This is a genomic window from Aneurinibacillus danicus (assembly GCF_007991215.1).
In the GTDB taxonomy this organism is placed as follows: domain Bacteria; phylum Bacillota; class Bacilli; order Aneurinibacillales; family Aneurinibacillaceae; genus Aneurinibacillus; species Aneurinibacillus danicus.
In genome coordinates, this window is record NZ_BJXX01000169.1 from 1 (window position 1) to 26702 (window position 26702).

Here is a 26702-nt window from a genome sequence, read left to right on the forward strand (position 1 = left end):
CTACCCATTCTCCGTTAATGTAATTTAGATATGTTTTCACCTGCACCGTAGTTACCATGATGATGAACTCCTTTCCATTCCATTAGAAAGTTGGCCCGATACGGTAAATACCGAAATCATGCTGCTTCAAAATTTCCGCTTTCGTCAGTTTGCCGGAAGCGGTCAATACAATTTCATGGAAAATGCGCTCGCCGACAGATTCAATCGACTCCGTCCCTTCTACAATCGTTCCCGCATTGATATCCATGTTTTCATTCATTTTTTCAAACATCGCCGAGTTTGTTGCAATTTTTATGACCGGCGCGATTGGAGAGCCGGTAGGCGTACCTCGGCCACTGGTGAACAGCACAATTTGTGCCCCCCCGGCCACCATTCCGGTCAATTGTTCGATATCCTGGCCAGGCGTATCCATCCATACGAGTCCTTTTTTCGTCGGCGCCTGGGCATAGTCGATCAATTCCTGCAACGGTCTGGTTCCTGCCTTGGCAGCAGCACCAAGTGATTTCTCTTCTAAGGTCGTCAGCCCGCCTTTGCGATTTCCTGGACTCGGATTCCCGGTACGGATATCGACGCCCATCATAATGGCCCTCTGTTCCATCGCTTCGATGACCTCGTACACCCGTTTTACGACTCGCTCATCAACTGCTCGTTCTGCCAAGAGGTGCTCGGCCCCGATCAACTCGGTTGTTTCCGCTAAAATAGCGGTCCCACCCCGATCGACAATCATATCGCTGACTACACCGACGGCCGGATTTGCGGATAGTCCCGAACAGGCATCTGAGCCCCCGCATTCCGTCGCTACAATCAGTTCACTGAAATCAAACGGCTCCCGTGGAAGAGCAGAAGCATCCTGAACCATTTTCGTCGCGATTCGTGCTGCCTCTGCAGTCGCTCCAAGTGTACCACCATTATCCTGAATTGAAACCACTTCGACTGGCTTCCCCGTCTTCGCAATTTCACCGGCAACACTTCTTGCCTGGTGTGTTTCACATCCAAGTCCCATCACGATAACCCCATAGACATTCGGGTTGGTCCCCATGCCTACATACGTGCGAAATGTTTGGTCATAATCGACACCAACCTGGGCGCATCCATGCTGGTGAACAAACGATACCGTACCATGAACGAGATCGGTTACATGCTTTGCTGCTTGTGTTGCACAAACGATGGATGGCAAAATCAATACATGGTTACGGATACCAACCCGGCCGTCCGGTCGTCTATATCCCCATAACTGATGATTCGTTTGCATGTGTCCTGTCTCCTCTCCCTCTTTTTCCCTCTACATTATGGACATGCACATGCTCCCCCGGCAAAATGGCCTGAGAAGCAACGCCAATGACTTCTCCGTATTTCAAAACATCTTCCCCTGCCTGAATGGGAACCACCGCAAACTTATGACCAAATTCAATCTCCTGTTTCAACACAATCTCAAACCCCTTATCCTGGCATATGACTCGAACCACCGCACCTGCAGGAATTTTCATCAGTGCAGTCGCCACATTGTCGTTTGGTTTCATCATGACGTTCTTATACACGACGCTCATATAGTTCCTCCTCTGCTTTGGACTGCGCAATCACAGGAACTCCGAGATCGGGCGCACCCGGTTTTGATGTAACCGCTTCTGGATAATAGCGCTCAATCATTTGAATACCGAGCGCTGCTCTGTGTACTCTCTCCCGACATAAAGCGATGTTAATCTCTTCCCAATGATTGCCGGATGGATAGACGTCAGGATGGTTTCTTAAACCAAATTTGATATACACCGGTGCAAGAATACGAATCAGCTCTGGAATTTCATAGTAACGGATAAATCCGCCAAATCCATCCGGAACCTCTACATACAAATCAATCGGGATATCAGTTACCTGACGGATCGCCGCCAATTTCGGCAGTGTAAGGGCTGTCGGCACGTTGTATGTATCCGCTCCCAAATCTTGCATCAGCTTAATGGATACCGGATTTGCCGCCATCATCTGAACAGACACCTTCACCACGAAATCCTTTGGCAACAATCCCTGCTTTTTCATTTCTTTCGTGAGAAGAAGCAACCCTTCGTCAGCTACCAGTGCGCCGCGCAATCCCAAGTTTGCGCCACGACGCAAATCTTCCATGGCATAGACGAGCTGGTCCGCTCCTTCGTGACGCAGGGCTATCACTTTTCCGGCCGAGGTGAAAGGTTGTGCACTGATATCCCAGGTGCCTCTTGGACCTACAAACAGACTTAGCTCCATCTTTCGCTGTGCTGTCATCTCGCACATTTCTTTTATCTCTTTATCCGTTAACAACATAATTCCGCTGCCTTGGGATACGCGATGTACCGTAATACCGTAACGGTCAATCTCCTCTAATGTTGCTGCCAAAGCCCGCGGCCCTTCTACGCTTGGTAATTCAATCCGGTACTGCGCTCCATCAGGAAAACGTTTATCAGAAGAAGGAAGACTGTATAAATCCTCCCCCGGATATCCAAGTGATCGAAGAAATTCTCTTGACGTTTCCATAACTCTATCTTCCTTTCGTTCAATTAATTTAAATATTTAGATTATTAAAGACATGCTACTAATTTCTTGATAATACTTTAGTTCAATTTGTAAGTTGCCAGACTTCCATTGTTTTATATCCCCCCTCTACATCCAATGAACTGTAAAGAATACAAAGGAGAAGAGGGGGAACGGAGCTACGTCAGCCATGAGTAGTCCAGCAAGCAAATCAGGGGTAACAATTACAGGCTTTTCTTTATCATTAACCTGTTCTTTGCACCCTTTATGTGATTTGTCACAGCTAATTCAGCCCGGTATACATCACGAGTTTGAATCGCCTCAATAATCTCCAGGTGTTCCCCGACGCCCTCATGTCGATCAATGCCGCCTCGAATATGATAGAAACGAGCCTGGTGAAAATGAATATGCATGGCTTCATAAGCCTCTAGCAAAAACGGATTGCCTGCTGCACGAATAATGGTTAAATGGAATGCTCGATCCAGCTTACTGAATTCAAGGAACTCTTCTTGAAATATACTTTCCTTTGGCGAAGACAGCTTTTCGTTTAGTTCGCGCAGCTCTTCCAATATATATAAGCGATTAAACTGGATTACCGTTCTAATTGCATACAGTTCAATTAAGAGACGAGCTTCTAACAGATCGGACATACTTTTTTCATCGAGAATATCGCTTACCCGGTAGCCTTTGTTCGGCTCAAAACCGACAAGTTTTTCCGAGTGAAGCCGGGAGAGCGCTTCTCTTAACGGAATTGGACTTACATTGATCTCCTTTGAAAGAGAATTAATATTAATCTTTTGCCCAGGGGCTAAATCCCATCCCAGGATCATCTTTTTAATTACCTCGTATACATATTCTCCCGCTGCTCCTCTTTCCTTTTTAAGCGGAATTAACTTCTTCTCGTTTATGGTTATCACCCCAAATCATATATTATTTAATTAAAATTATATAAAATAATATATGATTTGGTCAACAGAAATATTTATTTTTTTAAAATAAGTGAATTTTTTTGTAAAAATCTTTATTATATACAGTTTTTTTCACAAAAACATTCTCGAAGCTTACAGGGTAATTTAAAAATAATATATTATTTAATAAATTAAACATTTTAATGATATATTATTCTCTAGTCTGCAAACCCACTCACAAGATTTATCTTTGTCTAACAATGCATAAAAAAGCAGTCCTGTTGCCATAAGCTCGTTGACTATGCGTTTTGCAACGTCATCTAGAAAATATATATTGACACACTTATATTATCATTGTATATTTACTTACTAAAAGTTAATAACGAACCGAAAAGTAAGAAGAAGGGGGTAAAAACATGCTTCAAAAGTATGAGCTAGGCGCACTGATTCTTCGCCTCGTAATGAGATATCACAAAAGTCGAAGACGCTGTTCCTTCAACAAGAACAGCGTCTTTGTTTTATTTTTCTCGCGCAGGCAAAGCGAGACGCAAAATCCTATAACCCTTGTTCATACATCTGGCGGATAATCGAGTCGATTTCCGGCTCCTGCAGAGATATATCTATAATCTCTGTCTTTTCGGAAATCTGTTGAATGAGCTGGGCAGCCGTATATTCCTCACGGTTAAATCGCAGCCATTTCCGAATTCCTTCCTCCCGAATCACCTCCACCCCTTCGATGTTCAGGCTTATATCCTTCTCTACATCGACGATTAAAATGCGTGATGTGCCGAAATGCTCCTTAATTTTTTCCAATCCTCCATCATACATGACACGCCCCTTATCAATCAGTATCATTCTCTTGCACAGCTTCTCGATATCGGACATGTCATGCGTGGTCAAAATCACCGTAATGCCCCGTTCCTTGTTCATCTCCTGGATAAATGTCCGCATTCGTTCCTTCGCCACCACATCCAGCCCGATCGTCGGCTCATCCAGGAATAAAATGGACGGATCGTGCAGAAGAGAAGCTGCAATATCAGCGCGCATCCGTTGACCCAAGGATAGCTGCCTGACCGGGGTTTGAAAAAACTCGTCTAATTTCAAAATTTCCGTAAAGGTGTCCATATTTCTGCGATACCGTCGGTCAGATATGTGGTAGACCTCTTTGAGCAGTTCAAATGATTCGATGGTCGGCAAATCCCACCACAGCTGTGACCGCTGTCCGAAAACAACACCGATTTGCCGGGCATTCTTCTGCCTTTCTTTATAAGGAACAAGCCCTCCTACGCGCACTTCTCCGGAAGTCGGCACTAAAATGCCGGTCAGCATCTTGATCGTCGTCGACTTTCCCGCCCCATTCGGGCCAATATAACCGACCATTTCCCCCGCTTCGATGGAAAAGGACACATCCTCCACCGCTGTCTTCGTGATATATTCCCGGTGGAAAAGACTGCGGATCGCCCCCCACATTCCCTCTTGCCGCTTCGCGATAACGTACTGCTTGGACAAATGCTTGACTTCGATTGCGTTCATCGTCTCTCCTCTCCTTTACGATCCGGTACTTTTATAGCGGCTCAATCCGAGCATCCAAATGCGGTAGCAAATCCAGAAAAACAGGATGCCAACCAGAAGACTAACAGAGCCCCAGTACGGTGAATAAACAGGATGTTTCTTGTCCAGCAAGAGAAGGGCCGGCAGGTAATTCACAAAGGCAAAAGGCATAATAAAGATAAAGAGCCATTGCAGGATGCGTGGGTACAGCGTTAAGGGATAGTTCATCATGCTTTTTGCGGGAAACATCACAACCCAATAAAACCGCTCCGACCGTGTTGTCCAGAAGGCGATAGCAGAAATCAGCACCACAATCCCGCTCTGAATGAAAACCCCTCCGGCAACAGCGCCAAGAAATACTCCCCATTTCCACAATGACCAATCGAGTCCAAGCTGAATGTAGGCAATCACGACCGCTGCAATGCTGAATAAAAGCTGACCAAACGCTCCAACATCAAACTTCATCGCCATAAAATGAAAAAAAGGATGCAGCGGACGAATGAGAAAACGATCGAATGTTCCGTTTACTATATACTGATCCATACTGCGAAAATGCGAGAAAAAAAGGACACATACACCCCAGGAAAGAACGGCTAACGCAAAAAGGAAAATCAATTCCCAGAACGTCCAGCCTGCCAGAGCTTTAAACGAGGATAGCATCACCCACATAGTAACCGCCGTCCCCGCATAGCTCATCGCCCAGCCCAGAATATTCATGAAAAAAGCATAGCGGTACTGCATTTGAGCGCGTATGCTGGCACCAACCATGCGAAAATAAAGACGATAGCCTCTTAGCCAAAATGCAAGCATACCTTCTTAGCCCCCTTGAACAACAATCTTTGAGGTCGCCTTTGCCCATACAAAGCGAAGAATGAGAAAGGAAATAATGAGCCAAACGAATTGGACAAGGAGAGCCTCCACCAATGTCTGCCCCTGCAGTTGCCCGGTGAAGATGGAATTTGGTACAAAAAAAATGCCCTGAAACGGCAGATACCGGGCGACGCTTTCCATCCAATCGGGAAAAAACCACAGCGGAATGACAGAACCCGAAAATAAGGAAATCGAAAAATAAAAAATGTCTTCCACCCCGCCTGTCTCAATTAACCAGAAAGTAAATAAACCAAAGGTTAGTTCAATACTATACCGAATCAGATAGCCTATCACAGCAGAAATCAAGAAGAGTCCCCATTGCGTTAGTGACGACGGAATAGAAAGATCGAACAGCCAGAACAACACCACATAAAGAGGAAGAACAGCCGTCAGAAAATGAAAAGCAATGTTGCCAAGGTCAGAAAATAAGGTTCTTGTGGGATAATCATAAGGCCGCATGATTTCCATGGCGATATCGCCGGTTCGCACCCGCTCTTGAATTTCCCATAACGGTGTACCGGCTCCATGAATCCCCTGTAGCATCTGGCTAATCACGATATAGCTTAACATCGATTCGAACGAAACACCGGCAACCGACTCTTTCCCGCTGTATAGCCCGTACCAGATAAAGCCCCACATACATAAAAAAATGACATTGGAAAGCAAGCGGGTCCAAGCATCGAATCGATACGCTGCCGAACGCTGAAAGGCCTTCCGGGAAAACGCAAGATACATTCGGAGCTGTTTCATTTGCTCCCTCCCAAGTATTTATTCATCATTGCTTTGATACTATATTTATTTTTGATTTTATCCAAGTTGACTTCATGGAACAATTGAAATTCCAGTCCCATAAAAGAATGGAAACTATACGTATGCGAAGAAAAGGACAGGCAGCGTTTACGCGTGCGCCTGTCCTTTCTGCGGACGAAGGGATTGCTTATAACGTGGAAGCTTTCTCCATGTCCTGTTCTGCGGAAGATTTTCCTCTGTTCTCCTGACGCAGCGCCTTCTTCAGCGCAGGAAGCAGCAGCAGGCTTAATATTGCGCCAGCCAGGCTGCTGATGAAAAACGGAGGGATAAAGGCGAAGGCGCCCGCATTTTTCCCCAGAAGAAGCGAAGCAATAGGCACCGAAATAAGCGCGCCGATGATACCCGTGCCGATCACTTCTCCAATGGCCGCCCCATACGTTTTCCCTGTCCATTTATACAGAAGGCCAGCGAGCAAGGCGCCGATGATGCTTCCGGGAAACGCCAGCACGGTTCCGATCCCAAGCAGATTGCGGATCAGTGCAATCATGAACGCAATGATGACGGCCGGTCCGGGGCCCAACGTTACTGCGGCGATTATATTGACCGCATGCTGTACGGGATACGCTTTGGCAACGCCGGCCGGAAACCAGAGAAAGCTCGAGCCGACAATGCCGATGGCGACCAGGAGCGCCATTATTGTAAAACGTAATGTTGCTTTCGTTTGCATACATTCCCCTGCCTAACATTTTTATCTTTAATCAACGATAGCGTTCCTCTTTAAACGGGTTGGCGGTCATGGAATAGCCAAACTCCTCCCAAAAGCCTGCTTCGTCTTCTTTCATAAATCGAATCCCTGAAGCCCATTTGGCACCTTTCCACAAATAAAAGGAGGCCGGCGGGATAAACCGTAATGGATATCCATGCTTCGGACTAATATCCTGCCACTCATGATGCTGATCTTTCCAGCGATAAACAAACAAAGCGTCGTTCCCTAACAGGGCTTCAAGCGGCAAATTAGCTGAATAGCCAAACCGATCGCCGTTATAGTATCCGTATATTTTGACATACTTTACACCTTCATTAAGTTCCACTAGATTTACCAGCTCACGCATCGCAATTCCTTCAAACGTGGTAGCAAATTTCGACCATCTCGTAACGCAATGCATATCGATCGTCGATATCGTCTTCGGCAGCTTCATCACTTCAGCAAATGACAAGGAGGTTTCATTTTTCACTTCACCAAAAAGTCTAAAATCCCATGTCGCTTCATCAAATTCATACACATCTCCCTCGTGAAGAATAGGCCATTTTTCGGTTTCAAATTGACCTGGAGGCAGTTGTTTTTCCACTTTGCTTCATCCTTTCTCTATCCAGACTGTTGTCCTTTATTCAAACGAGTTGTTTTTAAACATAATACAGGTATACAGATTGCCATGCAAGATACATCTCTTTACTTTAATATATAACTATACTTTGAGATGCTACATATTTTTTGATAGAATATAGTTATGCTTTTGTGGTAATACATAAAGAGTTAAACTACTTGAGAGCTTACCTGCTAAACGCAGAATCATTATAAAGAAAGAAGATGAAAGTATGTCTAACACAAAACGACTATCTGATATTCCATTTTCCGTGCTTGATCTTTCTCCGATTGTCGAAGGCGGCACTCCGGCTGATGCTTTCCGAAATACGCTTGATCTGGCACGCCATGCGGAGAAGTGGGGATATACGCGATACTGGCTGGCCGAACACCATAATATGCCGGGCATCGCCAGTTCAGCGACTTCGGTTGTGATTGGCTATGTGGCAGCGGGAACTTCAAAAATCCGGGTAGGCTCCGGCGGAATCATGCTCCCGAATCATTCTCCCCTTGTGATTGCCGAACAATTCGGGACGCTTGAATCTCTGTTTCCCGGACGCATCGATCTTGGTCTTGGCCGTGCGCCAGGAACCGATCAGCTCACTGCACATGCCTTGCGACGGGACAGCAGAAGCGATGGACAGGATTTCCCCGAGCAACTGGCTGAGCTGCGGAGCTACTTTGACCCGTCTTTAACTTCAGGAGTGAGACGCATCCGTGCGATTCCCGGGGAGGGGCTGAATATTCCAATCTGGCTATTGGGCTCAAGCGGCTTTAGCGCCCAACTGGCCGGACAGCTCGGACTGCCATTTGCCTTTGCCAGCCATTTCTCGCCGGAAAATACGCTGCCGGCCCTGGAATTATACCGCCAAAGCTTCCGCCCTTCAGAGGTGCTTGATGAGCCATATGCAATGGTCGGGGTTAACGTCATTGCAGCGGATAGTGACGAAAAAGCCCGCTGGCTGGCAACCTCTTTGCAGCAGCAATTCCTGAACTTGATCCGAAACAATCCTGGAAAACTGCAGCCGCCAGTAGAAAACATAGACGAACTCTGCAACGAGTTCGAAAAGGCTGTGCTTCATAAGCAGCTTGGCTCCTCCATCATCGGAAGTCCCGAGACGGTTAAAGAGAAGCTGCAGTCGTTCTTAGATGAAACCCGGGCGGATGAGTTAATGATCACTGCCCAAATTTTCGACCACCAATCCCGTCTACGTTCTTTTGAAATCGTAGCTGAGATTATCAAAAAGGAAAATAACGCATAATTCACTGTTATTAGAACCTAAGCAAAACAACGACGCTGTTCCTTCACCAAGAACAGCGTCGTTGTTTTGCTTTAAATTATCTATTATAAATACTTAAAAAAGAGCGTCTTTTATCCTTCATCTTGATTTTTTTCTTTGTAAGTGTCTATAATATCCTTTATTAATTACATAACATCGGATGAACCATACAGGAGAAGATCAAACGATCTACCGATGGGGCAAAAAGCTGGTCGGACAGCTTTGAAACTCTCAGGTCTTGAATACAAGCAGAACTGTATGGGGACGAATCTCTGGAGAGACTCCCTTCTGTCACCCAAACGACATGAAGGAAACAGAGCACCGAAGGAGCAAATCTGCCTGTTTGGCGGATAATCTCTCAGGTAAAAGGACAGGGACAAGCGACAGGAAATGCCGATTCCGAATCGGTTTATTTTTCTATCCTTGTATCTTCAGAGACCATTTCATTTAAATGAAATGGTTTTTTATTTTTTCGGCAAAGGAGATTTGGAGATGGAGACGGTAAGTCAAGCGTTAGAAACAATCAATCATTATGTATGGGGACTGCCTACCCTCATCCTGCTTGTGGGAACAGGCATCCTTCTCACAGTACGCCTGCGGGGCCTGCAGTTCTTCAAGCTGTGGTATGCCCATAAGGTGGCGTTCGGAAAATCACAGGATACATCCTCTGCCGGGGATATTAGCCACTTTCAGGCACTAATGACCGCCATGGCGGCGACCATCGGAATGGGAAACATCGCCGGTGTCGCAACGGCAGTGTCCATTGGGGGGCCCGGTGCGGTATTCTGGATGTGGATTACCGCCCTGTTCGGCATGGCAACAAAATACTCAGAGGCCATTCTCGCTGTAAAATATCGAATCAAGGGCGAGAACGGGGAATATTCGGGCGGTCCGATGTATTATCTGGAACGCGGTCTGGGGAAAAAATGGCTGGCGGTGCTGTTTGCCATTTTTGGTACAACCGCTTCATTCGGCATCGGAAATATGGTACAGTCCAACTCGGTTGCTGAAGCGATGAAAATTAACTTTTCTATGTCTCCAACTGTGACCGGTGTGATTATGGCTATTTTTATCGCTCTCGTTATTTTAGGCGGGGTTAAAAAAATAGGGAAAGTCACCGGCTATTTTGTTCCCGTGAAAGCTTTTTTCTATATTATCGCCGGTTTGGTCATTATCTTTTATCATATCGATGAAGTGCCTGCAGCGTTTTCGCTGATTTTCTCGGGCGCATTCAACGGCTCGGCAGCTGTTGGCGGTTTTGTCGGCTCCACGGTTGCGACAGCGATCCAAATCGGTGTAGCGCGCGGTGTGTTCGCAAACGAAGCCGGTTTGGGAAGCGCGCCGATTGCAGCAGCGGCAGCCAAAACTAACGCACCGGCTAAACAAGCACTCGTATCTATGACAGGAACGTTCCTGGATACGTTTGTCATATGTACGATTACCAGTCTAGTACTGATTACAACCGGCGCCTGGAAATCTGGAAAAACCGGTGTGGAAGCGACAACGTTAGCCTTTCAATCCGTATTCGGCAGCGCCGGAAGTATGATTCTTGGCATTGCGATTGTTTTGTTTGCCTATTCGACAATTCTTGGCTGGGCATACTACGGAGAAAAATGCGTAGAATACCTGTTGGGCCGAGGTGCCGTTCGATATTACCGCTATATTTTTGTCGGTATGGTCGCAGTCGGTACGAATTTAAAACTCGGGATGGTATGGACCTTTTCTGACATCGCGAACGGACTGATGGCGATTCCAAATTTAATCGGTCTGGTCGGATTGAGCGGCGTGGTCGTAGCGGAAACAAAACGTTTCCTGCAAGCAGAAAAACCAGAAACATCCCCTAAGAAAATCGCAGGCTAACCTAATGAAGGGAAAGTATATGTCACTTTATCACTGTAAAGTGACATATACTTTCCTATACCATAAAAAAGAGCGATTGCTCCGGCTCCCTGGCTGCGTTCAACGCAGAAATTTATATGAAAGTGCGATCAACAGCATAACTGCTATACTTATGAGCGTACCATAAAGCGGGGATGTAAGGACGACGCCGATAAAAATGAGGGTCAGCGCAGCAAGGGCAAACAAACTCCCGACCGGAAGCCTTTGTCCGGTGCGTATCCGGCTTCGCACATGTGCCGCCGCTAATAAAATCCACACGATCAACACTGAATAACCAGGAATTACCATGAAATGATCGAAGGTTTTTCCATCTGTAAAAAAAGCGATAATAACACCAAAATATAGAAAAGCAATACTGACCAATAGAGCACGTATAGGAACATGCCGTTCAGATAAAGCCGCTAGAAACTTTGGGGCCTGACCGCACAGTGCCTGGTTATAAAGCATCCGTAAAGCGGCGTACATGCCGGTATTCGTTGCAGACAAGACAGCCGTCAGCATAACAAAATTCATAATATCTGCCACGTAAGGGATCCCAACCGCCTCGAACACGGTTACGAAGGGGCTTTCTGTATGAGAAAGACCATTCCAGGGAACAAGGCTCACAATAATCAGAATCGGAAGTACGTAAAAAACTAAAATGCGCATCGTTACACTACGTGCTACACGCGGCAGTACCTTCTCGGGATTCTCGGCTTCGCCGAGCGTCATCCCAATCGTTTCGCTTCCGCCAAAAGAAAACATGACAACTAACATAGCGGATGCCAGCCCGCCTATTCCATTTGGAAAGAATCCCCCGTTAGCGGTCAAATGATGAAATCCAACAGAAGGATGATTTTCATACCCGGTAAACAGCAGGGTTCCACCAAGCAAAATAAATAAAACCAAGACGGCAATTTTTAAACCGGCCAGCCAAAATTCTGTTTCTCCATATATATTCACATGAAATAAGTTAATGATTGTAATCCCAATAGATACAAGCAAGGATAGCACCCAAAGGGGCACACCGTGAAACCAATATTGTAAAAACAGAGCGGCAGCCGCTGTTTCAGCAGCCATGACCAAAACCCAATTAAGAAAATACATCCAGCCCGAAAAATATCCGACAAATGGGCCGAGCACTGGCTCCAGCAAATCCCGGAACGTTTTCGCTTTTGGATTATGGACCGCCATTTCGGCGAGCCCCTTCATTACAAAAAGCAAAATGATACCACCAATAATGTAATCCAGTATTACACCAGGTCCGGCTAAGGTTATCGATGTACTGCTTCCTTTAAACATGCCCGCGCCAATGGCCCCACCGAGCGCGATCATCATAATATGGCGCGCTTTAAGACTGCGAGATAGTTTTTGCTCATTCGTGTTCATACAAACTCTCCTCTACTCAACTCTCTGTGTTGTACTGTAACTTAAACACACTACCACGACTTTATCGATTACACAATACAGAAAAAAATCCCATGAGATATGCTCGTTCACCCTTCTTAAGAATGAGCATGAAATGAGAAAGTAAGAAAACAAAAAACAAAGCCGTTCTCCGAATCGAGAAACGACTTTGTTTTTTGTTTTCTTTATTCTTCAACATACGGGATGGTAAGCGGGCCCAGCGGAAGAATGGCAACGGTCATCTCTTCGCCGTATCTTTCTTTTAGCTGCGCTAACGTTTGCCCAATATTATGCGTGTACTTAAACATCGCTTTTTCCACATCCTCATCCGGCAGCGAGGAGTAGACATACACATCCGCCCATACCTGAATCACAGCTTGCTTCTGCACTTGCCACTGGTCAAAAATTTTGAAAGAAGGATCGTTAATCATATCTAGGATTTCCTGCGGCGTTTTACGCATCTGTAAAATTTCTGCATAATTCCCGTGATTAGGAAGTCCATCCCGGCATTCCGCCGCACAGATAATCGTACCGCCTTCTTTGACAATTTTATGGGCTGCACTCATGCCTTTTACAGCCTGATACAAATTTTGATCCAGCGGATAGCCGGAATTGGAGGTAATCACCACATCGAAGCGCTCATCACAGCGCAGCATTGCATGTTCCTTTGCGAAAGCACAGCCGCGATTATGGGCTTCGAACAATTCTCCGACAAATACAGCCGTAATCTCTTTCTCCCGGTTTAACGTCACATTCAACATGAAATCCGGTTTGCACATCCGATTAACTTCACGGGCCATATCCTGTACCGGGTTATCCGTCATATTGCCCCAGGTTGAGAGCGGATCTCCAATCATCCGTGCGTTATGGAAGGTCATAATCGTTTCGATGCCGGCAATGCCCGCTTTTCGCTGCCATCTATCCACGTTGATAACTAGATGATGCCAGATAGGTACGAAGCACTTGCTCTGCGGTAAACGCTAACAATTCGGAGGCTCGTTCCATTGCCTCCTGCAGTGTCACTGGCGCATTGATGATGCTGTGAATACTGTAAATTCCCTGCTGATATAGCACATCGATGCCAGAACCGACGGAACCTGCCAGAGCAAAAACCGGAATGCCGTGCTTCTGCGCTGCTTGAGCTACGCCCATCGGCGTCTTCCCGGATGCGGTTTGAAAGTCAATCTGTCCTTCTCCCGTAAAGACAAGATCCGCTCCCTCGAGCTTCTCTTCCAGCCTGGTATGCTCGATAACGATGTCGATCCCCCGTTTCGTCTCCCCGGGAAAGAACGCTTGAAATGCGCCCCCAATCCCGCCTGCGGCTCCTGCACCCGGCCTTTCATGGAGCCGAATGCCTGTTTTCGCTTCGATAATATCCGCCCAATGGGTTAAATAACGGTCCAGCTTATCCACCATCTCCGGTGTTGCCCCTTTTTGCGGTCCGAAAACATGGGACGCACCTTGCGGGCCAACGAACGGATTCTGGACGTCCGTTGCGATTAAGAATTCAGATTGGGCAATTCTCGGGTCGAAACCCTCCGTATCAATTACGGCAATTCGCCCAAGCTCTTCTCCGCCGAAACCGATGGCTTCTCCTCTGTCATCGAGCAGCTTCATACCAAGAGCTTGCAGCATCCCGCATCCCCCGTCATTGGTAGCGCTTCCGCCAATCGCCAGAATAAATCTTCGACAACCGTCGTCCAGCGCTTTCTTGATGAGCTCTCCGGTTCCGTATGTGGTCGTAATCAGCGGATTTCTTTGCTCCGGCGGAACCAGACACAATCCTGAAGCGCTGGCCATTTCAATGACGCAGGTCTCCTGATCGCCGAGAATGCCATAAGCCGCCTGCACCGCTTGATGCAAAGGGCCGGTCACACAGTGTTCGACAACGCGCCCCCGCGTCGCCATCACCAGGCTGTCCATTGTCCCTTCCCCGCCATCTGCAACCGGTACCAAAACCGTGTTTGCCTCTGGCAGCACCGTTTTAATTCCGCGCTCGATCGCTACACATGCTTCCCAGGCGGACACACTTCCTTTAAAGGAGTCCGGCGCAATCACAATTTTCATATCCACACCTCATTATAAAATGCTTTCACTTTTTATAATTATTATAATAATAGGATTGCAAGAAAGCATTGTGTATGATACACAAATAATACAACAAATATTTCGTTTATTTTGTTTTATATAAATAATAGCGATTCATAAAGAGGGAATGCATCATGCTGACAGAAAAGATGGCGGGCGAGATTGTACGGCAAACAATGATTCGATTAAAGCGGAACATTAATATTATGGATCATTCGGGAACGATCATCGCTTCAGGGGACCCGGAACGCGTCAACCGGATTCATGAAGGAGCGTTGGAGGTCTTGTCCACCGGAAAACCGGTTGTCATTTATGAAAACAGTCAGAAATATTGGCAAGGAGCGCAGCCGGGGATCAATCTTCCCATTACCTTTCAGAACCGTATCATCGGAGTGATCGGGATTACCGGAAAACCGGAAGAAATCGCGGAGTTTGGGGAGCTAGTCAAAATGAGCACAGAGATGATGATTACCCAGTCTTTTCTGACCTCCCAGTTGGAATGGAAACAGCGGCTCAAAGAACGCATTTTTGAAGAGCTTACTTCTGCGAACCCAAGACAGGAATTCATCGAACAACGGCTCAATCTGCTCAACATTAGACTGGAGCCTCCTTTCCAGGTGGCATTGGTGGAAATTGAAGAGAATCCATTTACCAACCAGGAGTTGATTCAACGGATGGAGGAAACGCTAGGGGGCACACAAGTTCTTCCCGGTTTCGTAAGCGCGAACCGACTCTTTATTCTGACCTCGCACATGACGGAGAAAGAGGTGAGGAAGAAATTGCAAAGCATGCAGTCGGTGCTGCGTTATCTACATCTCCCTTTTCGGATTGGCCTTGGAACCTCCGTTAGCCAACAGGAAGACATCCGGCTTTCACTGGAAGAGGCAAAATGGGCACTGCTGCTGGGACAGAAGGAACAATCCTTTATCAGCTATCCTGAAATCGAAACGAAAGCTTTTCTTGACCGGCTCGATGAACAGGTGAAACAAAAATACATCAGCCGCGTGTTGGCCCACCTGTCTGAGCGAATGCTGAACACGCTGGAAGTTTTTTTTGACTGCAATTTAAATATTGGCGAAGCGGCAAAAAAACTGTATATTCATCGCAATACACTTGTATACCGATTGAAAAAGATTAATCAGGAAACGGGGTACAATCCGCAGATATTTCAGGATGCCGTTTCTTTGCAATTGGCCGTCTGGATGTACCGATTGAAAAAGAAATCCGAATAACGGGCCAATAAAAACGGCAGACTGCCTGGCATCGAAACACCCGGCATTCTGCCGCCCTCATTCGTACATTCAATAGCGATCGAAGCGCCTAGAATCCGGTCACCTGTCGAACCAGCTCCGTTACCTCGGCACGACTGAGTTTTTCCTCGCCCGCTTCTAAAGCGTCAAGCGTACCGTGTGCGAGAAGGAGCGGGATTCGACAGAACATAAGAATCGAATCGGACGTAATGCTCTTCGAATATGCCTCTGCTAATGCCAGGTTACGGCGAGCATAGGCAAACATCTCCTCTGCTTCCCATCCGTCAGGAAAAAAGTCCACCCCACGGGTCCGGTCTTCCGCGCGGTTGCGAATAATATTGACCGCCTGCAACCCGCGGCCAAAGCCGATGGCCAGCTCCCGGTCCGTTTTAATATCGCTGTTATGCCACTCCCAAATCTCCGAGAGCAAAATGCCTACTAAACCGGCAACATAAAACGTGTACGAATCCAAATCTTCTTCGTTTTTAATGTGCCAATTCTTAGAAACCCAATCAGCCATTCCTTTTGCCATTATCGCCGTTGCATTTCGGATGTTCGGCTCGATGGAAGGCGGACTCAGCTTCACCCAGTCCCCGAACTGTAAGGTGACATCAGGCAGGAAGGATGTATACGGCTTAAAAAGTTCCGTGAATGCCTTGTCTTCGATAGGCTTGTCTAAGAGTAAGCTGATCGAACGCAGCAGAGAAACTTTGACATCGGATGGAAGCTCCGGGTGATCTTCTATCTCATCAATCGCTCTCATGCATAAGTAAGCCGATGCAACTGCTTCCTGTAATCCTTGCGATAGGTGGCTAATGGGAATGAAGAAAGTACGGCTGGTGGCCAGCAGCATCTCCATGGCTCTTTTGCGCAACTCCACTGTATCTGTCATGTTGAACAATACTCCTTTTCGGCTCTACAAGTATCTTCTTATTTTACCCTATATCTCGAACCTCAAAAAGAGGATTTCACATTCTGACAAATTTCCGCCACTACCAGCTATGTTTGCGAAGCCCCCATGCCTTTTTCAACCACCTGCATCAATTTTTCTGCGGTGTAAGAAACCGTATCAAAGGCTGCCTTCATTTCTTCTGAAGTCGCCGCGTTTTCTTCTGTATGTGCGGCAATTTGTTGAATGGCTTCGCTTATGTGTGTAATTGACTTTGCTATATTCTCAAGCTGGTTGGTAATATCTTCTGCAGCCGTTCTGCTTTGTTCCGACATCTTCTGAATTTCCTTAGCGACAATGGAAAAACCCCGTCCGTGCTCTCCGGCTCTTGCCGCTTCAATGGAAGCATTCAATCCAAGAATTTTAGACTGCGTAGACACTTTTTGAATGAACGAAAGAACGCTACTGATTCTCTCGATGTCATTTTTCACAGATAAAGACTGACCGGACAACTCTTCCACATAATTGGCTACATTACTGGAAGCGTGGGCGATCTGGTCGGTTATCGTCGTCAGTTCTGTGATCGTGGTGGCTAAATCAGTCGAAGCCGAACGAAGCGTGTCCATTTTTTCATTAGATACAACCATACTGAAAATCGCAATGAGGTTTCCTTCATCAAAGATGGGGACCGCTGTCGATATGTAGGCAAAGCCGAATTGTTCCGAACCGCGCTCCTCACGCAGCGGATGCGAAGACCTGGTTCTCCATGTTTTTTCCACCACAGTGCCTTTTATATCTTCGATGCGCGTTCCGAGCGGAAGCTTAAAGTCTAATTTCTCTCCCGGAAGATACCCGATTAGTTTCTCATGGTCAAAAAGCAACAGACATGCATCTTCAGGATAGCCAGCCTGATAAATTTTCATTACATCTATAATACTTTGAAGGATAGAATGCAACTTTTTTCTCCCCTAACTCTTGTCTTTTTCTGTTTAATCATTATGAAAAGTTAATTTATTCCTACATTTCTTTATAATATTCCTATTATATATACTCGTCAACTTACACTTGTTTCTTCATACAAAGATACAGAATGATAGAATAATAGGGAAAATATGCAACTAAAGGTAGAAAGGAGCGTCTAATTAAAAAGAAAGAGAAAAGAAAAAGGAGGACCGATGTACAACCTTTTTATTTTTTGATAGGAATTGTACGAAATACATATGGTGAGAAAGATTACATGTACGGCAATTGTTATCGGTCTTGTGTGTAGTAGTGGAATCGTCACAGCTTCCAATCAAGATAGCGTGTATGCTGAAAGCAATGCGGCCCCTGTCCTTTCTTTCCCTTCATCATCGACAGGTCTATCGGTGAAGGAAAAACAAACGATTACAGGGGCTTCAATAGCTACAGAGGAACAGATGCTTGCTTTTGCCCGTTCCGTAAATCCTGCTTTTCCGGCCGAACTTCCTCGCTTATACATAGAGATTGGAAATATATATGGAATCCGTGGTGACATCGCTTTTTGCCAGATGCTTAAAGAAACCGGATACCATCGATTTGGCGGTATTGTGCAGGCGAATCAACATAACTATGCTGGCATCGGGGCTACCGGAAATAGTAAAACAAATAAGGGAAACTACTTTCAAACACCGGAACAGGGTGTACGTGCCCATATCCAGCATTTGTATGCCTATGCTACAAAAAGCAATCTGCCAAAGAATGAAGTACTCATTGACCCCCGATTTAAATATGTGGCAAGAGGCACAGCACCGAATTGGCAGGATTTAAACGGAAAGTGGGCGGTTCCGGGGAAAGGCTATGGGGAAAGTATCCTGGATATTTATTCCAGAATGCTTAGTATGCCTGTTATCCCGAAAGAAACTATACAGTAGCCAAAACCCGCAGAGAATTTCGCGGGTTTCTTTTCAGTTCTTACACAATATTTTTACTGTCGTCAATTAAGTTGTTTTGCCAGTGCATTTAAAAAAGCCAACCCCGGGTTTTCAAGGTTGGCTTTCTCTGTTCCTACCGTTGTTTCCATCTTCTGCGACTCGCGGACGAACGCCCATTAATTTTAGCCAAGAGAGTGAACACAGTGTGTTATTCCGGCCTTTGTTTCATAATAAATCTTATTGCACGTATAGAACATTATTCTTCAAGAAATTGTACATCCAAATATTTTTCAAGCAGCTTTGTAATCTCGAAAGCAGTATGAGAAGAATCAAAATTTTCAAATATATGTTCGCACTTCTCTTTATACTCCATCGCCTCTTGGTAGTGTGCAAGATGTCGTTTAATATCCTCTTCCGAGTCACCGCGCTGCTTCTGGCGATCCAGCACCGTTTCGCTGTCGGCGTAGATAAAGAAACGAAGCACTTTATCCCCGTACAGCTTTTTCATAGTTTCTGCTCCTTGCGCGTTCAATACCATGATAACACTGTGGTTTTCTTTAAACAAAGAGACAATATCGGTTTCTTTGATGCCATAGTGATACCCGTCCATCACAACACTCTCTAAAAACTCGTTGTTTTTCTGGGCCTGATGGAACTCTTCTTCGGTGATGAAATGATAGTCATGACCTTCCACTTCCATTGGCTTCTTTGGACGGGTCGTATAAGAGACGACATGCGGAATGTGAAGACTGCGAAAAATCATTTCGGCAATCGTTTTACGACCTGCTCCGTCCGGACCTGTGAATACGAAGATAAACTCTTTCTCTTTCAAGTTCAACATGGCTTATAACCTCCTTGAGAATAAGTAAAGTCCCCGGAATTGAATCCATCTTACCATATATGCAATGAGTTAATGAGGAAGTGCAGGTCATATAAGTTATATTCTCTTTTTTCAATAAAATTCCTTTTTATGTATATGCTCTTTTCTATTCCTTTTCTTTATATTTAGCCGGGCAAGGAATAAAGTTTATTCGTTCTTACCCCCCTTCCATAAAAATTCCGTTATAAATAGATTACCCTTGTAAAACTCTGGGTAAGCTTTAAGTGTACTTACTTATAAATTGAAAGGAAGGTTTTCATGGCAAAAGATTTTTATTCAGCTGTAGAAAACAGGCGTTCCGTTTACGGGATTAGCAAAGACCCTGTCATTTCAGATGAGAAAATTCAGGAAGTGATAAGCCATGCTGTGAAACATACGCCCTCCGCCTTTAACTCGCAAAGTGCACGCGTCGTTGTCCTACTGGGCGAACATCACGATAAATTATGGGACATAACAAAAGAAACGCTGAGAAAAATAGTACCTGAAGATAAATTTGTCCCAACGGAAGAAAAAATGAACGCTTTTCGAAGCGGGTACGGAACTGTTTTATTTTTTGAAGACACCAGTGTAATTGAGAAGTTCCAACAAGATTTTGCCCTGTATAAAGATAACTTCCCTATCTGGTCGCAGCAGTCTTCCGGTATGCTTCAATATGTTGTGTGGACCGCACTGGAACTCGAAGGATTGGGTGCCTCCTTACAGCACTACAATCCACTCATCGACGATGATGTGAGAAAAGAATGGAACGTTCCAAGTTCCTGGAAACTCCTTGCGCAAATGCCATTTGGCAAGCCGACGGCCCCTCCGGGTGAGAAGTTATTCCAACCGTTGGAAGAGCGCATAAAAGTGTTCAAATAAGAAAACACGCGGGCGTTGCCGGTCTTTTCCCTCTTTTCGGGTCACACGCTCCACACGGAAAAAGCAACGGCTGGCATACGCCCCGCGCGTTTTTCCTCGCTTACAATGGAGGGAAAATATAAAACGATTTTATTTGTGGCGATTAAAAGGATTTTCCACTCTATTGCAGAATATTTTATTTAAGCTAGAAATGAGCCATCGCTCATTTTGCTGCCAATCAATATACGGGGGAGGATACAGCGGAAGTAGGCGACACGATTACTCAATGAAAAAGCAAGAGACAAAAGCAAATAGCGCAGCCCGTTTCAATTGCTTGAATCAAACAGAGAAAAAAGGGATGAGATGGATTATTCGAAAGGATTATTAAATATCATTCTACATTGTAGTCAGGAAAGCCAGTCAAATATGTGTGCAGGATTTTTACATAGTAATCATTTAGAATTTTTAATATTTATAGAAATATTTTAAGTTCAGGAGATACATTATGGATAAACAAACATTTTTAGATCATGTCAAAACATCTTGGCTGCAAGCCGAAATCTCACCAGAGAAAGTATTCCTGTTTAATCTCTTCAACTTTACGTTCTCATATGACGACGAAAAGAAAATCTGCCGAATCGAGTGCCCTGTTACTGAAACTATGTTTAATCCGCTCGGCACCGTTCATGGCGGTATTCTTACCTATCTGGCTGATACCGCGATTGGCCATTTAAATTTCCGCTATAAAGATGGCCCTTACGTGTCGCTGGAATTAAAAACGTCCTACTTAAAAGCGACCACAGGCGGTAAACTCATTGCCACAGCCAGGTATGTAAAGGATGGTTATAAAGTAGTATTCTCCGAATGCGTGATTGAAAATGAAAAGGGAGAAGTCGTGAGCACAACATCCGGAACATTTTACCGCTTCACAAAAGGAACCGAAAAATAGGGAACACATTGATGTTTAAAATCTCATTTTTTCCACATAATGAAAGTAAACAAAATCCGGGGTGGATAAAATGAGGTTGTTCAATGTCCTATTTGAATGGAAAGCGGCATTATATGAAAAGAAGATAGCGAAAATGCAGGCGCAAGGAAAATGTCCCGACTGTAATGGAATAGGGGCTAATCCGTTAATCATGCACGAGTTCGCCTACATCGACCGATATGATTGCCCTGGCTGCAATGGCAGCGGTTTGTTTTCCGATTGGGCTAAAGTGAATGGGCGGCATAGTTGAATAAAAACAAACATACGTAAGCGGGCAAACACAACCTCTTCTGCACCTCGACAACCAGGTGCAAAAGAGGTTGTTTTTCTTTACGAATATACATCTGGATGGAATTGGTATTGTTCTAGATTTATACACCTATTATCAATAAATTCTACCCCTTCACTTTCGAGAAGCAGTTTTTGTACGGTAAATGACTCATCGTCTTTAAAGCCAATCTCGCCTTTTGAATTTATCACTCTATGCCAGGGAAGATTATATTTTTTACTCATGGAGTGGAGAATTCTAACTACCTGTCTCGCCCCTTTAGGGCTTCCGGCTAAACTTGCAATTTGACCATATGTCATCACTTTCCCCTCAGGTATACTTTTAATCATTTCAACTACTCTTTCTGTAAAAAAACTCATGATTTAATTCCTTTCGCTTTTTCACTGGATTTTTTAATGCTCTCTTACAAAACCACCATGTGAAAAAAGGCGAATGCCTTTTTCTTCCCTGGATCTCCTTTCCTCTTTCTCTCCTTCTTTCCTCACAATTTTCACAGAAAAAAAGGCGGCTCTTTCGTAGCAACCGCCTCTCAACCATTATTCTCCTTGTTTCTCCCGCAATACCGTTTTTAGCACTTTTCCGCTTGCATTGCGCGGCAGAGCCTCGAGAAATTCAACCTGAACCGGCACCTTATACCTGGCCAGCCTTTTTTCGCAGAACTGAATCACTTCTTGTTCTGTTAGCGTATTTCCTTCCTTTACGACCACGCAGGCTTTCGGCACTTCCCCATACACCTCATGCGGCATGCCGATGACCGCTGCTTCAAGCACCGTCGGAATTTCAAACAGCACTTCTTCTACTTCAATTGGATAAATGTTCTCACCGCCGCGAATGATCATGTCTTTCTTTCGGTCAACGATATATAAGAATCCTTCCTCATCCATGCGTCCCAGATCGCCGCTCAGCATCCAGCCGTTGCGCATCGCGAGTGCGGTCGCTTCCGGGTTTTTAAGGTATCCCTTCATGACATGAGGGCCTTTGATCGCAATCTCTCCCACCTCTCCGACAGGAACCTCGAATCCTTCATCATCCACAATGCATACTTCGCATCCCGGCAGCGGCTGGCCTACGGAACCGATTTTCGTGAGCGCATGCGGGTCCTTCAGTGTAGTGGCGCCCGGCGCGTTCTCGGTTTGTCCGTATAAATTCTGCACCTTCGCCTGAGGGAAAATCTGCTTTACTTTTTTGATTAATTCATATGGCATGGGCGCCGCCCCGTAAGTCAGCATGCGGAGATGCGGTACATGCAGCGCATGTAAATCCGGTTGATTCAACAGCAGCGTGTACATTGCCGGCACGCCGAAAAATACCGTAATCTCATGCTGCTGGAGGGCTTCCATGGTCTGTCTCGGGCTGAATCCTTTTTCAATCACCAGCGTACCGCCCGCCTGAATTGTGGGCAGCATGAACACGTGGGCAGCCGCGCAGTGAAACAGCGGAGCGACAATGAGAACCCGTTCGAACTTCGTAAGTTCCATTGCCTCTGCCCACATCTTTGCAATGGCTTCGCAGTTATCGTGGGAGAGCATGACTCCTTTCGGTCTTCCGGTCGTACCCGACGTATAGAAAATAACGGCGGTATCCTCTCCCTGGCAAACTACCGCAGGCATCTCCTCGCTCTCGTCAATCGCCTGCTGAATATCTATGCCTCGAAGCACGCTTTCTCCCCCTACATGAATGAAATGCGTAAGAAAGGGAAGAGAAGGCAGCAGCTCTTCTACCGTTTCGCTGAATTCTTGGTCATACACCAGTAGCTTCGCTTCTGAATGGTTTAGGATGTACTCGATTTCTCTCGGGGCCAGTCGTGTGTTGATCGGCAAGACACTTACGCCGGCCGCCTGGCAGGCAAAGTAGCAGGTAACAAAGACATCGGTATTGCCAAGCAATACGGCGACGGCATCTCCCTGATTCAATCCTTTGCTTCTGAAATAGCTTCCCAATCGGCGCGCCTTCTCCGCCAACTGACGGTAGCTCGTCTCACGACCTTCATAAATTGTAATCGCTTTCTCAGGTTGGTGCTCTATATGCTGAAGCAATATATCGAACGTCGCCATGTCCAGTCTCACCCCGCTTTCTTTTATTTTTTATCAGTCTAAGCGCTCAATGATAGTGGCATTTGCCATGCCGTGTCCCTCGCAAATTGCCTGCAACCCGTATTTGGCCCCGGTTCTTTCCATCTCATGCAGCAGCGTAACCATAACGCGCGCGCCGCTTGCGCCAAGCGGATGACCAAGCGCGATCGCACCGCCGTTCGGATTTAGTTTGTTCGGGTCCGCTCCCATTTCCATAAGCCAGACCATTGGTACGCAGGCAAACGCCTCATTTATCTCGTAAAGATCCATTTCATTAAGCGTAAGCCCGGCTTTTTGCAGCACTTTTTGCGTAGCGGCGATCGGTCCTGTCAGCATCAATGTCGGGTCAGATCCGACGACGGAACGGGCCACGATACGAAACCGCGGTTTGATTCCCAGCTCTTCTGCCTTACTTCTTGACATCAACAGAAGCGCTGCTGCCCCGTCACTGATTTGACTGGCGTTGCCTGCATGGATGCGACTATTTTCAAGAAAGGCGGGTTTTAATGTGCCCAGCTTCTCCAGCGACGTTTCCCGACGCGGTCCCTCGTCCTGTGTTACGCGAACGGTCGTCCCATCGGGCTGCTGAATATCGAGCGGTATGATTTCCCGGTCAAACCAGCCTTCATCCTGGGCCTTAATCGCCTTTTGATGGCTTCCCAGAGCGAATTCATCCATTTGCTGCCGGCTAAATCCCCATTTTTCCGCGATTCGTTCAGCGGAAATCCCCTGATTAAATGCACCGAACTGCGCGGTTAATTTCTCGTTCCATTCCGATCCCTGCAAATTGGAAAACATCGGAACACGGGACATGCTTTCCACACCGGCCGCGACGACAATGTCCATGTCCCCGCTGAGAATGGCCTGGGCGGCGAAATGGACAGCCTGCTGGCTGGACCCGCACTGGCGATCAATAGTGACACCCGGTACTTCAATCGGATAGCCGGCAAGCAGAGCGGCGACTCTCGCAATGTCTCCGGCCTGTTCTCCGCTTTGCGATACGCACCCCATGATGACATCTTCAATCATATCAGAAGAGATTCCTGAGCGTACGACCAACTCCTTCAACACCTGTGCCGCCAAATCATCGGGACGCATGGCACTCAATGCGCCTCCCCGTTTCCCAATCGGCGTTCGTACTGCTTCGACAATGACTACTTCTCGCACTGTATTTCCCCCTTATGCTTATTTTCCGTTCTATTCTCTATATTATCTTAATTTTTTATTTTTTCACATATTTATTCCCTGAAATCATTCTCTCGTTCTTTTCTCTCTTTTCCTTCGTACCGCAAAAGTCAGTTGTTCTTCCCACGATTTTCATGTCGGGACTGCGGCGAAAAAGCCATGGCCATCTTCTAGGTCCGGAACATTTACTCAATACGAAAATAACCCCTTTTGTGAGATAATGAATTACAATGAGGGAATACGTTATAAATTGGATGAAAATCCAAAGGTAAGCTTAAGTAGGGGAGGATACATCATGAACGGCTATGTATTTTTAATGATTGCGATTTTGAGCGAAGTTTTTGGAACTTCCATGCTAAAAATGTCAGAAGGTTTTTCAAAACTGCTGCCTAGTTTGGGTGTGATGGCAGGCTTCGGATCGGCCTTCTATTTTATTTCCCTGGCACTTCAGACACTCCCGCTCAGCATGTCATATGCGATTTGGTCAGGGATAGGAACGGCGCTAACCGCGATTATCGGTGTCGTGGTTTGGAAAGAGGCCTTTAACCTGCAAATTCTCATTGGACTGATTCTCATTATTGCGGGGGTAATGGTACTAAACTTTGCCAAATCCACGTGATACCTACCGCCCATACGAAGCCTACATAACAAAGCGGACAGTTCGTATCATCCGACTGTCCGCGCATATCCTTATCGATTGTTCAAAAGCTCAACCACCCGATCTCCCACTTCAGATGTGGAAGCGGTACCGCCCATATCCGGGGTAAGGACCTCTTTTTCTACCAATAATTGCTCGATTGCATCCAGCACCATCCGTCCCTGCTGTTCGTATCCGAAAAAGTCCAGCATTTGACTGGCAGACCAAATTGCCGCAAGCGGGTTGGCCAGGCCTTTTCCGGCAATATCGGGAGCCGAGCCGTGAATCGGTTCAAACATAGACGGATACGCTCGCTCCGGGTTGATATTCGCTCCGGCAGCCAAACCAAGTCCACCGGCGAGGGCGGCCCCCAAATCGGTAAGAATATCACCGAATAAATTGGATGTCACCACGACCTCAAACCGCTTCGGCTGTGTAATCATAAACATGCTGGCCGCATCCACCAGGTAGGAATAGGTTGGCACATCCGGATAGTCCCGGCTCACTTCTTCAAAGACCTGGTCCCAGAACACCATGGAATAATTCAGAGCATTTCCTTTGCTGATGCTGGTGACCGATTTCTTCATTTTTTGCGCCGTTTCAAATGCGTAGCGAATAATCCGCTCTGTTCCCTTGCGAGAGAAAACGCCTGTCTGCAGGACCACTTCCTCTGGCTTCCCCTTAAACAGCCAATCCCCGGCACCGGCGTATTCGCCTTCGCTGTTCTCCCGGATGAACAGCATATCGATGTCCTCTCTCTTCACGTTCTTCAGCGGACAAGGTGCTCCCTTCAGCAGTGTAATCGGTCGGATATTGACGTACTGGTCGAACTCTTTGCGAATCTTCAATAGCAAATCCCATAGCGAGATGTGATCGGGAACGCCCGGATAGCCTACCGCCCCCAAATAAATCGCATCAAACGATTTTAGCTGTTCGATACCGTCATCCGCCATCATTTTGCCGTGCTCTACGTAATATTCGCATCCCCAGGGAAAATGCGTGAACTCGAATTGGAAGTCACTTTGTTCCGCCACTTTCTGCAGGACCTTAATCCCTTCGTTGATGACCTCCGGGCCAATCCCATCGCCAGGAATAACTGCAATCTTGAATGTTTTGCTCATGCTCTTCTCTCCCATTCTCTAACACTTACTTTTTTAGCTTGCCCTGCACGGATTGCATTTTTTGTTCC

General features: G+C 46.2%; 26 protein-coding genes, 1 pseudogene and 1 riboswitch. Of the genes and pseudogenes, 8 read left to right on the forward strand and 19 right to left on the reverse strand.

Translation table 11 applies throughout. The features are described 5' to 3' along the window. Positions 1-82 precede the first annotated feature (82 nt). The 9 genes from ADA01nite_RS17910 to ADA01nite_RS17950 form a co-directional block, all read right to left on the reverse strand. A complete protein-coding gene (locus ADA01nite_RS17910) occupies positions 83-1252 on the reverse strand; it encodes a UxaA family hydrolase (RefSeq protein ID WP_146811795.1) in 1170 nt (389 codons plus the stop codon). Then, a complete protein-coding gene (locus ADA01nite_RS17915) occupies positions 1221-1547 on the reverse strand; it encodes a UxaA family hydrolase (protein ID WP_146811796.1) in 327 nt (108 codons plus the stop codon). The genes ADA01nite_RS17910 and ADA01nite_RS17915 overlap by 32 nt, the downstream gene beginning before the upstream one ends. Beyond that, positions 1531-2502, reverse strand: coding sequence for a U32 family peptidase (locus ADA01nite_RS17920; protein WP_146811797.1), 972 nt, complete (start codon positions 2500-2502; stop codon positions 1531-1533). Before ADA01nite_RS17920 ends, ADA01nite_RS17915 begins: the two co-directional genes overlap by 17 nt. A gap of 221 nt (positions 2503-2723) precedes the next feature. Further along, on the reverse strand, positions 2724-3416 hold the full coding sequence (locus tag ADA01nite_RS17925) for a GntR family transcriptional regulator (RefSeq protein ID WP_281286039.1): 693 nt from the start codon (positions 3414-3416) through the stop codon (positions 2724-2726). A gap of 546 nt (positions 3417-3962) precedes the next feature. After that, positions 3963-4940, reverse strand: coding sequence for an ABC transporter ATP-binding protein (locus ADA01nite_RS17930; RefSeq protein WP_146811799.1), 978 nt, complete (start codon positions 4938-4940; stop codon positions 3963-3965). A 15-nt stretch (positions 4941-4955) separates the two neighbouring features. Further along, on the reverse strand, positions 4956-5768 hold the full coding sequence (locus tag ADA01nite_RS17935; protein ID WP_146811800.1) for an ABC transporter permease: 813 nt from the start codon (positions 5766-5768) through the stop codon (positions 4956-4958). A gap of 6 nt (positions 5769-5774) precedes the next feature. Continuing rightward, positions 5775-6578, reverse strand: coding sequence for an ABC transporter permease (locus tag ADA01nite_RS17940; protein ID WP_146811801.1), 804 nt, complete (start codon positions 6576-6578; stop codon positions 5775-5777). Positions 6579-6765: 187 nt separating this feature from the next. Beyond that, on the reverse strand, positions 6766-7305 hold the full coding sequence (gene thiW / locus ADA01nite_RS17945) for an energy coupling factor transporter S component ThiW (RefSeq protein WP_146811802.1): 540 nt from the start codon (positions 7303-7305) through the stop codon (positions 6766-6768). A 31-nt stretch (positions 7306-7336) separates the two neighbouring features. After that, positions 7337-7927 carry a molybdopterin-dependent oxidoreductase gene (locus ADA01nite_RS17950; RefSeq protein WP_146811803.1) on the reverse strand — a complete coding sequence of 197 codons (591 nt, stop codon included), beginning with the start codon at positions 7925-7927 and terminating at the stop codon, positions 7337-7339. 247 nt (positions 7928-8174) lie between these two features. Between ADA01nite_RS17950 and ADA01nite_RS17955 the strand changes: the two genes are divergently transcribed. Both ADA01nite_RS17955 and ADA01nite_RS17960 read left to right on the forward strand, forming a co-directional pair. Next, positions 8175-9203, forward strand: coding sequence for an LLM class flavin-dependent oxidoreductase (locus ADA01nite_RS17955; RefSeq protein WP_146811804.1), 1029 nt, complete (start codon positions 8175-8177; stop codon positions 9201-9203). 280 nt (positions 9204-9483) lie between these two features. Next, positions 9484-9605, forward strand: a riboswitch (glycine riboswitch). A gap of 108 nt (positions 9606-9713) precedes the next feature. After that, positions 9714-11081 (forward strand): alanine/glycine:cation symporter family protein, encoded by a 1368-nt coding sequence (locus tag ADA01nite_RS17960; protein ID WP_146811805.1) that lies wholly within the window; start codon positions 9714-9716, stop codon positions 11079-11081. Positions 11082-11180: 99 nt separating this feature from the next. Here ADA01nite_RS17960 and ADA01nite_RS17965 read toward each other — a convergent pair whose 3' ends face one another. From ADA01nite_RS17965 to ADA01nite_RS17975, 3 genes and pseudogenes are all read right to left on the reverse strand, one after another. Further along, a complete protein-coding gene (locus tag ADA01nite_RS17965; protein ID WP_146811806.1) occupies positions 11181-12488 on the reverse strand; it encodes an amino acid permease in 1308 nt (435 codons plus the stop codon). Positions 12489-12691: 203 nt separating this feature from the next. Then, positions 12692-13408, reverse strand: a pseudogene (locus ADA01nite_RS17970) (nickel-dependent lactate racemase family protein); the annotation flags it as partial. Between the two features lie 16 nt (positions 13409-13424). Continuing rightward, on the reverse strand, positions 13425-14573 hold the full coding sequence (locus ADA01nite_RS17975; RefSeq protein ID WP_146811807.1) for a glycerate kinase: 1149 nt from the start codon (positions 14571-14573) through the stop codon (positions 13425-13427). Between the two features lie 155 nt (positions 14574-14728). Here ADA01nite_RS17975 and ADA01nite_RS17980 point away from each other — a divergent pair, with 155 nt between their 5' ends. Then, a complete protein-coding gene (locus ADA01nite_RS17980) occupies positions 14729-15826 on the forward strand; it encodes a CdaR family transcriptional regulator (RefSeq protein ID WP_146811808.1) in 1098 nt (365 codons plus the stop codon). 88 nt (positions 15827-15914) lie between these two features. On the opposite strand, the gene ADA01nite_RS17985 is transcribed toward ADA01nite_RS17980, so the two are convergent. Both ADA01nite_RS17985 and ADA01nite_RS17990 read right to left on the reverse strand, forming a co-directional pair. Further along, on the reverse strand, positions 15915-16736 hold the full coding sequence (locus ADA01nite_RS17985) for a squalene/phytoene synthase family protein (protein WP_146811809.1): 822 nt from the start codon (positions 16734-16736) through the stop codon (positions 15915-15917). 107 nt (positions 16737-16843) lie between these two features. Continuing rightward, positions 16844-17689, reverse strand: coding sequence for a methyl-accepting chemotaxis protein (locus ADA01nite_RS17990; protein ID WP_146811810.1), 846 nt, complete (start codon positions 17687-17689; stop codon positions 16844-16846). Positions 17690-17953: 264 nt separating this feature from the next. Between ADA01nite_RS17990 and ADA01nite_RS17995 the strand changes: the two genes are divergently transcribed. Next, a complete protein-coding gene (locus tag ADA01nite_RS17995; RefSeq protein ID WP_146811811.1) occupies positions 17954-18625 on the forward strand; it encodes a glucosaminidase domain-containing protein in 672 nt (223 codons plus the stop codon). 256 nt (positions 18626-18881) lie between these two features. Here ADA01nite_RS17995 and ADA01nite_RS18000 read toward each other — a convergent pair whose 3' ends face one another. Continuing rightward, positions 18882-19466, reverse strand: coding sequence for a guanylate kinase (locus ADA01nite_RS18000; protein ID WP_146811812.1), 585 nt, complete (start codon positions 19464-19466; stop codon positions 18882-18884). Between the two features lie 297 nt (positions 19467-19763). Between ADA01nite_RS18000 and ADA01nite_RS18005 the strand changes: the two genes are divergently transcribed. From ADA01nite_RS18005 to ADA01nite_RS18015, 3 genes are all read left to right on the forward strand, one after another. Then, a complete protein-coding gene (locus tag ADA01nite_RS18005) occupies positions 19764-20363 on the forward strand; it encodes a nitroreductase family protein (RefSeq protein WP_146811813.1) in 600 nt (199 codons plus the stop codon). Between the two features lie 484 nt (positions 20364-20847). Next, the gene (locus ADA01nite_RS18010; RefSeq protein WP_146811814.1) at positions 20848-21291 is read left to right on the forward strand and encodes a PaaI family thioesterase; all 444 of its coding nucleotides are present in this window, start codon (positions 20848-20850) and stop codon (positions 21289-21291) included. 70 nt (positions 21292-21361) lie between these two features. Next, positions 21362-21580 (forward strand): methionine aminopeptidase, encoded by a 219-nt coding sequence (locus ADA01nite_RS18015; RefSeq protein WP_146811815.1) that lies wholly within the window; start codon positions 21362-21364, stop codon positions 21578-21580. Between the two features lie 80 nt (positions 21581-21660). Here ADA01nite_RS18015 and ADA01nite_RS18020 read toward each other — a convergent pair whose 3' ends face one another. From ADA01nite_RS18020 to ADA01nite_RS18030, 3 genes are all read right to left on the reverse strand, one after another. Beyond that, positions 21661-21978: an MGMT family protein gene (locus ADA01nite_RS18020; protein WP_146811816.1), complete on the reverse strand. Its 318-nt coding sequence runs from the start codon at positions 21976-21978 to the stop codon at positions 21661-21663. Between the two features lie 177 nt (positions 21979-22155). After that, positions 22156-23673 carry a class I adenylate-forming enzyme family protein gene (locus ADA01nite_RS18025; RefSeq protein WP_146811817.1) on the reverse strand — a complete coding sequence of 506 codons (1518 nt, stop codon included), beginning with the start codon at positions 23671-23673 and terminating at the stop codon, positions 22156-22158. A 33-nt stretch (positions 23674-23706) separates the two neighbouring features. Further along, positions 23707-24858 (reverse strand): thiolase family protein, encoded by a 1152-nt coding sequence (locus tag ADA01nite_RS18030; RefSeq protein WP_146811818.1) that lies wholly within the window; start codon positions 24856-24858, stop codon positions 23707-23709. Positions 24859-25171: 313 nt separating this feature from the next. Here ADA01nite_RS18030 and ADA01nite_RS18035 point away from each other — a divergent pair, with 313 nt between their 5' ends. Further along, positions 25172-25495, forward strand: a complete 324-nt coding sequence (locus ADA01nite_RS18035; protein WP_146811819.1) for a DMT family transporter — start codon at positions 25172-25174, stop codon at positions 25493-25495. Between the two features lie 71 nt (positions 25496-25566). On the opposite strand, the gene ADA01nite_RS18040 is transcribed toward ADA01nite_RS18035, so the two are convergent. Continuing rightward, on the reverse strand, positions 25567-26634 hold the full coding sequence (locus ADA01nite_RS18040; RefSeq protein WP_146811820.1) for a tartrate dehydrogenase: 1068 nt from the start codon (positions 26632-26634) through the stop codon (positions 25567-25569). Positions 26635-26702: the final 68 nt, after the last annotated feature.